The organism is Streptomyces sp. NPDC005899, from assembly GCF_040629645.1.
Classification (GTDB): domain Bacteria; phylum Actinomycetota; class Actinomycetes; order Streptomycetales; family Streptomycetaceae; genus Streptomyces.
This window is the reverse complement of sequence record NZ_JBEXWB010000053.1, coordinates 15,230-27,274: the sequence shown is the minus strand read 5'-3', so window position 1 is coordinate 27,274 and position 12,045 is coordinate 15,230. Positions and strand designations below refer to the sequence as shown.

Genomic DNA, 12,045 nt, shown 5'->3' with positions numbered 1-12,045 from the left:
CCGGGCGGCGCAACGGCGGCCTGCTGACCGGGGCGGACATGGCCGCGTGGCGGCCGGGGCTGGAGCCGTCGCTGAGCCTGGAGTACCGGGGCCGTCAGAGGCTCCATGGCGAGCAGCAGAAGGCGGTGGCAGACGGGGCAGCGTCGGGTGAGGTGGCGGTAACCGGAAGCGGCCGCCAGGTGGGCGCGCAGCAGCGCGCGGGTCTCGTGTCGTGCCGGCGCGGACATCCGTGCGACCTCCCCAGGGGCCCGGCCGCCCCGCACCGGGGGAACAGGGGCGGCCTCTGCCCTACGGAGTTACCCGCGGGCGACGCGACCGTCAAGACGCACGAAAGCCCGGATCCAGGGGATCCGGGCCTTCGTCTACTGCGGTCCTGACGGGATTTGAACCCGCGGCCTCCACCTTGACAGGGTGGCGAGCACTCCAAACTGCTCCACAGGACCTCGTGTTCGCTGCTGCCTTGCGGCTGCCTGCGAAGACAGACTGTACAGGAGGTCCGAGGGCCAGGTCGAACTCACCCCGAGTGGCGGCTCGGCTACGACGCGGCGGTGGGCGGGCTCACGGTGCCGCCGCGTCGATCGCCTTCATGATCCGCTTGTCGGAGACCGGCTGCGCCGTGCCCAGGGCATGGGCGAAGTAGCTCACCCGCAGCTCCTCGATCATCCACCGGATGTCGAGGACCTCCTGCGGGACGGGCCGCCCCGGCGGCAACTGCTCCAGCAGCCAGGCGTACTCGTCCTGCATCTCGTGGACCTTCTCCATGCGCGTGGTGTCCCGCTGCGCGTTCGACGGCATCTGCTGGAGCCGGCGGTCCTCGGCGACCAGGTAGCGCATCAGGTCCGGCAGTCTGCGCAGCCCGGTCGCGGTGACGAAGCCGGGCGGTACGAGGCGGGCCAGATGGTCCCGTACGTCCGTGACGTTGTCGATGAGGACCAGGCTGTTCGTCGACTTCAGCCGGCGTTCACAGGCCTGCCAGGCCGCCAGGATCTGCTGTACCTGGCCGATCGTGCGCACGGTCAGGTCCACCAGGTCGGCGCGCACCTTGTCGTACAGCGTGCGGAAGGACGCCTCGTCCCAGGCCGGACCGCCGTGCGCGGCGATGAGCCGGTCCGCCGCCGCCGTCGCGCAGTCGTCGAACAGTGCCTGGACGGAACCGTGCGGATTGCGTGACAGCGCCAGCTTCTGCTGGTTGGTCAGCTTGTCCGAGGCGAACTTCGCCGGGTTGACCGGGATGTTGAGAAGGATGAGCTTCCTGGTGCCCCGCCACATCGACTGCTGCTGCTCGGCCTCCGTGTCGAAGAGGCGTACGGCGACGGTCTCGCCCTGGTCCACGAGTGCCGGGTACGCCTTCACGGGCTGGCCCGCCCGGCGCGTCTCGAAGACCCGGTCCAGGGTGCCGATCGTCCAGCCGGTGAGCCCCGACCGCTCCACGGACTCGCCCGACGGGCCGGCGGTGGCCGCCGCGGCCTTGGACAGCGCCTGGCGGGCCTTGGGGCGCAGCCTGACCTTCAGAGCCTCCAGGTCCTTGTCCTCGGCGACCTTGCGGCGGCGTTCGTCGACGATCCGGAAAGTGATCTTCAGATGGTCCGGGACCCGGGACAGGTCGAAGTCGTCGGCTGTGACGGGCACCCCGACCATCCGCTGCAGTTCGCGGGCGAGGGTGAGCGGCAGCGGTTCCTGCCGCGGGACGGCCCGGTCCAGGAACTTCGTCGCGTAGTTCGGGGCCGGGACGTAGTGACGGCGGATCGGCTTGGGCAGCGAGCGGATCAGCTCGGTGACCACCTCCTCGCGCAGGCCCGGGATCTGCCAGTCGAAGCCCTCGGAGGTCACCTGGTTGAGCACCTGGAGCGGGATGTGCACGGTCACGCCGTCGGCGTCCGCGCCGGGCTCGAACTGGTAGGTGACCCGGAACTTGAGCTTTCCCTGCCGCCAGGAGTCCGGGTAGTCGTCCTTGGTGACGGCCCCGGCCTTCTCGTTGATGAGCATCGAGCGCTCGAAGTCGAGCGCGTCCGGCTCGTCCCGGCGCTTGTGCTTCCACCACGAGTCGAAGTGGGCCCCGGAGACGATGTGCTCCGGAATCCGCTGATCGTAGAAGTCGAAGAGCGTCTCGTCGTCCACGAGGATGTCGCGGCGCCGCGCCCGGTGCTCCAACTCCTCGACCTCGCCGAGGAGTTTGCGATTGTCATGGAAGAACTGGTGATGGGTGCGCCAGTCACCCTCGACCAGGGCGTTGCGGATGAACAGGTCGCGCGAGGCCTCCTGGTCGATACGGCCGAAATTGATCTTGCGCTGGGCGACGATGGGCACTCCGTAGAGCGTGACCCGCTCGTACGCCATGACAGCCGCCTGGTCCTTCTCCCAGTGCGGCTCGCTGTAGGTGCGCTTCAACAGGTGCTGGGCCAGCGGCTCGATCCACTCCGGCTCGACCTTCGCGTTGACCCGCGCCCAGAGCCGGGAGGTCTCCACCAGCTCGGCCGACATCACGAACCGCGGCTGCTTCTTGAAGAGCGCGGACCCGGGGAAGATGGCGAACTTGGCACTCCGCGCACCGAGGTACTCGTTCTTCTCGGTGTCCTTCAGGCCGATGTGCGACAGCAGCCCCGCCAGCAGCGAGGTGTGCACCGCCTGCTCGGGCGCGTCCTCGTCGTTGAGCTGGATGCCCATCTGCTTGGCGACCGTGCGCAGCTGCGCGTAGATGTCCTGCCACTCCCGGATCCGCAGGAAGTTCAGGTACTCCTGCTTGCACATACGGCGGAAGCTGGAGGAGCCCCGCTCCTTCTGCTGCTCCCGGATGTAGCGCCACAGGTTCAGGAACGCCAGGAAGTCCGACGTCTCGTCCTTGAACCGGGCGTGGTTCTGATCGGCCTGGGTCTGCTTGTCGGCGGGCCGCTCGCGGGGGTCCTGGATGGAGAGCGCCGCCGCGATGACCATGACCTCGCGGACGCAGCCGTTGCGGTCGGCCTCCACGACCATGCGGGCCAGACGCGGGTCCACCGGCAGCTGGGAGAGCTTGCGGCCCAGCGGCGTGAGGCGCTGCCCCCGCTTCCCCTCCGCGGCCGGCTTCTCCCCCGTCTCCAGCGCGCCCAGTTCCTGGAGGAGCTGGATGCCGTCCCGGATGTTGCGGTGGTCCGGCGGATCGATGAAGGGGAACTTCTCGATGTCGCCGAGGCCGGCCGCGGTCATCTGGAGGATGACGGAGGCGAGGTTGGTCCGCAGGATCTCCGGGTCCGTGAACTCCGGACGCGTCAGGAAGTCGTCCTCGGAGTACAGCCGGATGCAGATGCCGTCCGACGTACGGCCGCAGCGGCCCTTGCGCTGGTTGGCGCTGGCCTGCGAGATCCGCTCGATGGGCAGCCGCTGCACCTTGGTGCGGTGGCTGTAGCGGGAGACGCGGGCGTTGCCCGGATCGATCACGTACTTGATGCCGGGGACGGTCAGCGACGTCTCGGCGACGTTCGTGGCCAGGACGATCCTGCGTCCCGTGTGCCGCTGGAAGACCCGGTGCTGCTCCGCGTGCGAGAGGCGGGCGTAGAGGGGGAGCACCTCGGTGTGCCGGAGGTTGCGCTTGTTCAGCGCGTCCGCCGTGTCGCGGATCTCGCGTTCCCCGGAGAGGAAGACCAGGACGTCACCCGGCGCCTCGTGGCCCAGTTCGTCCACCGCGTCGCAGATCGCGGTGATCTGGTCGCGGTCGGCGTCGTCGCCCTCCTCCTCGAGGAGCGGCCGGTAGCGCACCTCGACCGGATACGTGCGCCCGCTGACCTCCACGATCGGTGCCTCGCCGAAGTGCTTGGCGAAGCGCTCCGGGTCGATGGTCGCCGAGGTGATGACGACCTTCAGGTCGGGACGCCTCGGCAGCAGCCTGGCGAGGTAGCCGAGCAGGAAGTCGATGTTGAGGGACCGCTCGTGGGCCTCGTCGATGATGATCGTGTCGTAGGCGAGGAGTTCGCGGTCCGTCTGGATCTCCGCCAGGAGGATGCCGTCCGTCATCAGCTTCACGAACGTCGCTTCGGGGTTCACCTGGTCGGTGAAACGCACCTTCCAGCCGACGGCCTCCCCGAGCGGCGTGTCCAGTTCGTCCGCCACGCGCTCGGCGACCGTGCGGGCCGCGATCCGGCGTGGCTGGGTGTGGCCGATCATGCCCCGGACGCCACGCCCCAGCTCCATGCAGATCTTGGGGATCTGCGTGGTCTTGCCGGACCCCGTCTCACCCGCGACGATCACGACCTGGTGGTCGCGTATCGCCTCCAGGATCTCGTCCTTCTTCTGGCTGACCGGAAGCTGTTCCGGGTACGACAGGGCGGGCATCCGCCCCGCTCGCCCCGCGAGCCGGTCGGCCGCCCTGGTGGCCTCGGCGGCGATCTCGTCCAGTACGGACTGCCTGGCCTCGGGCTTGCGGATGCGCCGGGCGCCCTCGAGACGGCGGCCCAGCCGCTGCGCGTCGCGAAGCGAGAGCTGCCCGAGCTGGGTCTGGAGATCGGCGAAGGAAGTAGACATACGGACCCCAGGATCTCACCCGGGCGCGTGGAGTGGCGAACGCATTTAGCGCGGAGTCCGTCACGGCCCCCGCTCGACGCGGCGGCGCTGCGGGGGTCCCACCCGGCCGGGTCCCGTCCCAGCCCGCCCGGTCAGGGCTCCGAGGGTGCCCGGTCGCGGCACCACGGGCACCCCGGCGCGGCCAGGGGACCCGCGGGGCCGCGCCGGACGGCCGTCACCGAGCGGGTGCGAGTGTTCACAGCCCGTACCATTTCGGGCAACCGACCACCCGCTCCCCGCACAAGGCGGTCCCGTGCCCCGTACGCCCCGGCCCAGCCTCATGGCCGTGCTCGCGGACGAGCTCGGGCTGCTCCGCGTCCCGGCGGCCACAGCCGGCGGGACGCGGAGCAGCGCCCGCACCGAGGTGAGGGCCGCCCCCGGGGCCGCGGGCATACCGGCTGCGACCGCCCCGGGCACCACGACGGCTCCGGTCCCGTCCTCCCGCCCCGGTCGCGCCTCGCGCACGACCGGGCGCCCGTCCCCTCGGGGCAGGGGGCCCGGCCGCCGCCCTCCCCCGGGGCCCGGCGCCGACGCCCTGGTACGCGCTTCCGATCCGCCACGCCCGCGCCCGTAGAGCTGTCCGTGCTGAGGGCGCAGGCGGACCGCCGCCCCCCGTCCGTCCCGCAGGATCCGCCGCCTCAGCACGGAGAGCCGCATGCCCACGCCCAGCCGCCCTTCGCCCCGGCCCTCGACCGGAAAGTCCCCCACCCGGAAGCCGCTCCTCCTCGGCGCCGTCGTCGTCCTCGCCGCCGGCCTGCTCGCGTTCGCCTCCTACCGGGCGACCGCCCCCGGGCCGTCCGCGTCCGGCACGCCGGTCGTCGCCGCGACCGCCGGTCCGGACGCCGACGTCTACCCGGAACTGGCGAAGCTGGCCAGGCGCGACGCCGCCGACAAACTGGCCCGGGGACGCACGGACGCCCCCGTCGTGCTCATCGAGTACGCCGACTTCAGGTGCGGCTACTGCGGGAAGTTCGCCCGCGACACCGAACCCGAGCTCGTGGAGAAGTACGTCAAGGACGGCACCCTGCGCATCGAGTGGCGCAACTTCCCCGTCTTCGGCGCGGAGTCGGAGGCGGCGGCCCGTGCCTCCTGGGCCGCCGGGCAGCAGAACCGCTTCTGGGCCTTCCACCGGGCCGCCTACGCGGAGGGCGCCAAGGAGAAGGGCTTCGGCACGGACCGGCTCAGGGCCCTCGCGAAGCAGGCCGGGGTCAAGGACCTCGACCGCTTCGCCGACGACGCGGAAAGCCCCGAGGCGGCACAAGCCGTGCGCCGGGACCAGGAACAGGCGTACGGGATCGGGGCCACCTCGACCCCGTCCTTCCTGATCAACGGGCGCCCCGTGGCCGGAGCCCAGCCCACGGCCGTCTTCGCCCAGGCCATCGAGGCGGCTGCGGCCGAGGAGGCGAACGTGGGCAGCGCCGGGCAGGGCGCGTCATGACCCCGGACATCGGATACGCCGCGGCCCTGCTCGGCGGCCTGCTCACGCTGATCAGCCCGTGCAGCGCCCTCCTGCTCCCGGCCTTCTTCGCCTACTCCCTCGACTCGGCGTCCAGGCTGCTGGCCCGGACCGGCATCTTCTACGCCGGCCTCGCCACCACCCTGGTCCCGCTCGGCGCGGCCGCCTCCTACGCCGCGCGGTTGTTCCACGGACACCGCGACGCCCTCGTGCTCGGCGCCGGCTGGCTCATCATCGCGCTCGGCCTCGCCAAGATCGCGGGCCTGGGCTTCGCCTCCCGCCGGATCGCAGCACTCAGCGGCCGCATCCGGCCCACGGCCGCTCTCTCCGTCTACGCCCTGGGCGCCGTCCACGGGCTGGCCGGCTCCTGCGCGGGCCCCATCCTGGGCAGCGTCCTGACCGTCGCGGCCGTCAGCGGCAGTCCGCTCTACGGCGGCCTGCTGCTCGCCGTCCACGCCCTCGGCATCCCCTTCCGCTGTTCGTACTGGCCCTGCTCCGGGAACGCTTCGACCTGGGCCACCGGATGTGGCTGCGCGGCCGGACCCTGCGCGCCGGCCGTTTCGCACCGCACACCACGTCGCTGCTCTCCGGGCTCCTGTTCGCAGGGCTCGGGGCGATCTTCCTCGCCTACGACGGGACCACGGCACTGCCCGGACTCCTGGACGTCGACGACTCGTTCGCCGTCGAGCGGTGGGCCCAGCGCCTCGGCGAGCGCGTCCCGGACGCGGCCGCCCTGGTGGCCGTGGTGCTCCTGGCCCTGTGCGTGCGGACGTGGCGGCGCCGGCCCGGCGGGTCCGGCGCCCGTGAGCAGGGGCCCCGCGCGCCGGAGGGGGAAGTGGTGTGACACGACGAAGGCCCCGTCCGTGGACGGGGCCTTCGGGTGGTGGCTGGGGCCGGGATCGAACCGGCGACCTATCGCTTTTCAGGCGATCGCTCGTACCAACTGAGCTACCCAGCCACGCAGCTCACAAGGGCTGCAGCGGTCCTGACGGGATTTGAACCCGCGGCCTCCACCTTGACAGGGTGGCGAGCACTCCAAACTGCTCCACAGGACCAAGCTAATGTGCGAGACAAGTCTCGCACACGGTAAAGCGTGCCCCCAACGGGATTCGAACCCGTGCTACCGCCTTGAAAGGGCGGCGTCCTGGGCCACTAGACGATGAGGGCTAAGGGCCCACCTGCGCGCTTTCCAGCGCGTCGGGGACGTGAGAAGCATATGTGATGGCAGGAGGTATCGCCAAAACGGTTTACGGGGAGGTCGGGGAGCCGCTCGGCGAGGGGGAGGGAGCCGCCCGGTTCTCCTCCGGCAGATGGCGGCTGACCTCCGCCGTCGTGAGCCCCAGGCCCCCCAGGGTGATCTCGTCCCAGGCCTGGAGACGCCGGGTGGAACGGTCCATGTAGAGGACCGAGGCCCGCACCTTCTCCGGCTTCTCGTTCTGAACGGCGCGCAGCCCGCCGCCGCCGGTGGAGCCCTCGACCTTCAGCCGTGTGCCGAACTCCAGCAGTTCGTTGACCCGGTGGTGTACGTGTCCGGCCAGCACGAGGGGGACCGTCCCGTCGGTCTCGCGCGCGGCGTCGGGATCGTGGGCCACCGCGATGTCGACCGGCGTGCCCGCGCGCTTCTGGTCGCGCAGCGCGGAGGCGAGCCGCATCCCCGCCAGCTGCTCGGAGGCCTTGCCGCCCGTAGGGCGGGAGCGGTCCGGGGTGAACTGGGGGTCCCCGGTCCCGGCGATGCGCAGCCCGGCGACGTCCACGGCGGCGCCCTCGTCGAGGACGTGCACGTTGCCGAGCTTCCTGAGACGGTCCTGGGTCACCTTGGAGTCGTGGTTGCCGCGCACCCACACGTAGGGCGCGCCGAGACCGCGGACGGGGTCCAGGAAGCCGTTCTCGGCGGCCGTGCCGTGGTCCATCGTGTCGCCGGAATCGATGATCACGTCGATCTCGTACTGCTTCACCAGCGAACTGATGATGTGCCAGGAAGCGGGATTGAGGTGGATGTCCGAGACGTGCAGCACCCGGATGGTCGCCGGGTCCGGCTGGTACACGGGGAGGGTGGACGTGGCGTCGTACAGCTTGGTGACGTTGGTGACGAGCCTGGCCAGCTCCTGTTGGTAGACGTCGAAGTCGGTGACGATCGAGCGGGCGTCGCCGACCACCGAGGGGGCGCTGGAGAGCAGCCCGGAGAACTTCGGCTCCAGGACCGACTTCGGGTTCCACGTGGCGTAGGCACTGACGCCCGAGGCGGCCAGGAGCGCCAGGGCGAGCCCGCCGGCCGCCAGGGCGCGGCGCGGGCGGCGGTAGACGGCGAGGCCGAGGGCGGTGGCGCCGGAGACGACGGCCACGCAGGAGCGGACGGCGAGCTCCCGGGTGCCGGCCGCGACGTCCCGCGTGACCTCGTCCTGCAGTCCGGAGAGCCGCTCGGGGTGCTTGACCAGGGCCTGGGAGCGCTCGGGGTCCAGTTGGTCCACGTCCACGTCGAGGCGGACGGGGGCCACGTGGGAGCGCAGCTCCAGAGCGCCGAGGGGGGACACGTTGATCTTGCTTCCGCCGCTCAGCGAGGGGCGCAGCGTCATCGTCGTGTCCATCGGACCCACCGGCGTGCGCACGCTGCCGACGGTCAGCAGGCCCAGCCACGCCCCCAGCACGACGACCGCGAGCAGTCCGAGTGCGCGTACGTACGGGTGCCCGGTGGCGGCGGGGGAGCCGGTGGTGACGGTGGGGCGGGAGCGGAGGGGGTGCCGGACACGGACGAGTGCGGCGCGGAACGGATCGCGGGCCATTGGGCGCGTATGCCCCGATCGGACGGCGGACATGCGGGTGTCCGGGGGCGCGTGGGCCGGGCGGGTGGTGCGTGCGGGTCCGGCACGGCCCGCCCGTTCCGGTCGCGGGTACGTGACAATGGCGGGGTGCTGGAGATGACGCGCGAGGAGTTCGAAGAGCTGGTGAGCGTGGCCCTCGACCGGGTCCCGCCCGAGCTGATGCGGCTGATGGACAACGTCGCGGTGTTCGTCGAGGAGGAACCCGAGGACCCGGAGGACCGGGAGCTGCTGGGGCTCTACGAAGGCACCCCGCTCACCGAGCGCGGTGAGTGGTACGCGGGGGTGCTGCCCGACCGGATCACCGTCTACCGCGGCCCGACCCTGCGGATGTGCGAGACGCGCGAGGACGTCGTCGCCGAGACCGAGATCACGGTCGTGCACGAGATCGCCCACCACTTCGGCATCGACGACGAACGGCTGCACGCCCTCGGGTACGGATGAGGGAGGGGGCCGCGCGCCGGCCGCACGGCGCGCCGGGGGATGCGGGCGGGTGTGCGGGAGTTGTGTCAGGGCGTGTCCCCGGTGGGTGCGGGGGAGTTGGACACATCGCTCCCTCCCGCCGTTCCCCCCGCCCCGGAGGTGCCGTTCCGTGCCCCAGTTGCCCGCCCGTGTCCGCCGCGCAGCAGTCACCGCGCTGACGATCGCCCTGTCCACCGGCTGTATGAGCGTGGGTGGCGATGCCGGGCAGCCGGCTCCTCCGCGTCCCTCCGGGCGGCAGGGGGACGCCGCCCGGCCGGACGGCGAGCCCGCACGCGGCTCCGGGCGGGCCGGGTCCGGTGGCGGACGTGCCCACGCGCAGTCGGAGCGGGACGTTCCGCGGAGTGCGGTCCGGGGCGCGTCCCCCGGCGGGCCGCCGGCCGCTCCGGCCGGCTCCGTGCGGGTGCCCGGTCCGGAGCGGCCGGTACCGACCCCGGGCGGCGGCCCGCCCGCCCTGGAGCCCAGCGCTCCGGGACCCGGCGAGCCGCCTCCCCCACCTGTCTCCCCGGAGCCTCCGCCGCCCCCGCCTCCGCCCCCGCCCCCGCCTTCGCCGGAGCCCTCCCAGCAGCCGCCGGAAGAGCCCTCGGCGTCGCCCGCCGCGCAGGTGCGGAGTGACGCTGCGGGGCCGCCGGGCCGGGTGGAGCTGTGGCCGACGCCGAAGGCATCACCGCAGGTCGCGCCGGTGTGAGGGGGGTCCTGACCGGGCCGGTTTGCGCGAATGGGGGGAGGGTGCGTATGGTAGTAGATCGTTTGATCCCATTGCCCGGCGCCGACACAGAAGAGCGCCGTGTGGCGCGTACTCTCCCTTGCCGTGGCTGGACCGCATTGAGGCGGTCGAAATTGCGAAAACACGGAGTTACGGGCGCGTGCCGAGACTCCGGAAGGTTTCGCATTTCGCATGTCAATTTCCAGTTCTGACCGCACCGTCATGTCCGAGAACGTCGAGAACGTCGACACCACCGAGACGGACGCCGTCGTCGAGATCGCCGAGGCCGTCGTGGCCGCGGCCCCCGAGACGGCCGCGGAGACCCCCGCGGCCGAGGCCGCCCCCCTGGACGCCGAAGCCTCCGAGGACGCCGAGGCCCCCGAGGATGTCGAGGCCTCCGAGGACGTCCAGGCGGAGAACGCCGAGCCGACCGTCACGTTCGCCTCGCTCGGACTGCCCGAGGGCATCGTCCGCAAGCTCGCGCAGAACGGCGTGACCGCCCCCTTCCCGATCCAGGCGGCGACCATCCCGGACGCCCTGGCCGGCAAGGACATCCTCGGCCGCGGCCGCACCGGCTCCGGCAAGACGCTCTCCTTCGGTCTGCCCACCCTGGCCACGCTGGCCGGCGGGCACACCGAGAAGAAGAAGCCCCGCGCGATCATCCTCACCCCGACCCGCGAGCTCGCGATGCAGGTCGCGGACGCCCTTCAGCCGTACGGCGACGTACTCGGCCTGAAGATGAAGGTCGTGTGCGGCGGTACGTCGATGAGCAACCAGATCTACGCGCTGGAGCGCGGTGTCGACGTGCTCGTCGCCACCCCGGGCCGCCTGCGCGACATCATCAACCGTGGCGCCTGCTCCCTCGAGAACGTCGAGGTGGCCGTGCTCGACGAGGCCGACCAGATGTCGGACCTGGGCTTCCTGCCCGAGGTCACCGAGTTGCTCGACCAGATCCCCGGCGGCGGCCAGCGCATGCTCTTCTCCGCCACGATGGAGAACGAGATCGGCACCCTGGTCAAGCGCTACCTGACCAACCCGGTGACGCACGAGGTCGACAGCGCCCAGGGCAACGTCACGACCATGTCGCACCACGTCCTCGTCGTGAAGCCGAAGGACAAGGCGCCCGTCACGGCCGCGATCGCCGCCCGCAAGGGCCGCACGATCATCTTCGTCCGTACCCAGCTGGGTGCCGACCGCATCGCCGAGCAGCTCATCGAGTCCGGCGTGAAGGCGGACGCGCTGCACGGCGGCATGACGCAGGGTGCCCGTACCCGCGTGCTCGAGGACTTCAAGAAGGGCTTCGTCAACGCCCTGGTCGCCACCGACGTCGCCGCGCGCGGCATCCACGTCGACGGCATCGACCTCGTGCTGAACGTGGACCCGGCCGGCGACCACAAGGACTACCTGCACCGCTCGGGCCGTACCGCCCGGGCCGGCAAGTCCGGCGTCGTCGTCTCGCTGGCACTGCCGCACCAGCGTCGCCAGATCTTCCGTCTCATGGAGGACGCGGGCGTCGACGCCTCGCGCCACATGGTGCAGGGCGCGGGCGTCTTCGAGCCCGAGGTCGCCGAGATCACCGGCGCCCGTTCGCTGACCGAGGTCCAGGCCGACTCCGCGAACAACGCGGCCAAGCAGGCCGAGCGCGAGGCCGCCGACCTCACCAAGCAGCTGGAGCGCGTCCAGCGCCGTGCCGTCGAGCTGCGCGAGGAGGCCGACCGCCTGGTCGCCCGTGCCGCCCGCGAGCGGGGCGACGACCCGGAGGCCGCGGTCGCCGAGGCCGCCGCCGAGGCCGAGGCCGCGCTCATCGCCGCGGCGTCCGTCCCGGAGCAGCCGGCCGGGCGCGACGACCGTCGTGACGACCGGGGCAACTTCAACCGCCGTGACGACCGCCGCGACGACCGTGGTGGCGACCGTGGGGGTTACCGCGGCGGCAACGACCGCGTCGGCGAGCGCAGTGGCCGCCCCTCCGGCGGGACCGGCTACCGCGGCAGCAACGACCGCCCGTCGTTCCGCGGCAGCAGCGACCGTCCGTCCGGCGGCTTCCGCTCCGGTGG

Annotated in this window: 6 protein-coding genes, 4 tRNA genes and 1 pseudogene; 4 read left to right on the top strand and 7 right to left on the bottom strand. The window is 71.9% G+C overall.

Annotation, left to right across the window (positions count from 1 at the left end):
• The 3 genes from ABZ371_RS10005 to hrpA form a co-directional block, all read right to left on the bottom strand.
• Positions 1 to 227, bottom strand: a 227-nt coding sequence (locus tag ABZ371_RS10005; RefSeq protein ID WP_358676094.1) for a DUF6274 family protein, incomplete at its 3' end; no start/stop codon positions are given.
• A gap of 141 nt (positions 228 to 368) precedes the next feature.
• Positions 369 to 443, bottom strand: a tRNA-Asp gene (locus tag ABZ371_RS10000).
• A 115-nt stretch (positions 444 to 558) separates the two neighbouring features.
• Complete coding sequence (gene hrpA, locus ABZ371_RS09995; protein ID WP_358676091.1) at positions 559 to 4,494, bottom strand: ATP-dependent RNA helicase HrpA; 3,936 nt, start codon at positions 4,492 to 4,494, stop codon at positions 559 to 561.
• A 694-nt stretch (positions 4,495 to 5,188) separates the two neighbouring features.
• Between hrpA and ABZ371_RS09990 the strand changes: the two genes are divergently transcribed.
• Together ABZ371_RS09990 and ABZ371_RS09985 are read left to right on the top strand one after the other, a co-directional pair.
• On the top strand, positions 5,189 to 5,971 hold the full coding sequence (locus tag ABZ371_RS09990) for a thioredoxin domain-containing protein (RefSeq protein ID WP_358676088.1): 783 nt from the start codon (positions 5,189 to 5,191) through the stop codon (positions 5,969 to 5,971).
• Positions 5,968 to 6,833, top strand: a pseudogene (locus tag ABZ371_RS09985) (cytochrome c biogenesis CcdA family protein). The gene ABZ371_RS09990 and the pseudogene ABZ371_RS09985 overlap by 4 nt, the downstream one beginning before the upstream one ends.
• 37 nt (positions 6,834 to 6,870) lie before the next feature.
• On the opposite strand, the gene ABZ371_RS09980 reads toward ABZ371_RS09985, so the two are convergent.
• The 4 genes from ABZ371_RS09980 to ABZ371_RS09965 all read right to left on the bottom strand — a co-directional run bounded on the left by ABZ371_RS09980 (position 6,871) and on the right by ABZ371_RS09965 (position 8,769).
• Positions 6,871 to 6,947: transfer RNA gene (locus tag ABZ371_RS09980), tRNA-Phe, on the bottom strand.
• Positions 6,948 to 6,969: 22 nt separating this feature from the next.
• Positions 6,970 to 7,044: transfer RNA gene (locus ABZ371_RS09975), tRNA-Asp, on the bottom strand.
• 39 nt (positions 7,045 to 7,083) lie between these two features.
• A tRNA-Glu gene (locus tag ABZ371_RS09970) sits at positions 7,084 to 7,156 on the bottom strand.
• Positions 7,157 to 7,236: 80 nt separating this feature from the next.
• Positions 7,237 to 8,769 (bottom strand): metallophosphoesterase, encoded by a 1,533-nt coding sequence (locus ABZ371_RS09965; RefSeq protein ID WP_358676085.1) that lies wholly within the window; start codon positions 8,767 to 8,769, stop codon positions 7,237 to 7,239.
• A gap of 126 nt (positions 8,770 to 8,895) precedes the next feature.
• Here ABZ371_RS09965 and ABZ371_RS09960 point away from each other — a divergent pair, with 126 nt between their 5' ends.
• Both ABZ371_RS09960 and ABZ371_RS09955 read left to right on the top strand, forming a co-directional pair.
• Positions 8,896 to 9,249 carry a metallopeptidase family protein gene (locus tag ABZ371_RS09960; protein ID WP_358676082.1) on the top strand — a complete coding sequence of 118 codons (354 nt, stop codon included), beginning with the start codon at positions 8,896 to 8,898 and terminating at the stop codon, positions 9,247 to 9,249.
• A gap of 934 nt (positions 9,250 to 10,183) precedes the next feature.
• Positions 10,184 to 12,045, top strand: a 1,862-nt coding sequence (locus ABZ371_RS09955) for a DEAD/DEAH box helicase (RefSeq protein ID WP_358676079.1), incomplete at its 3' end; no start/stop codon positions are given.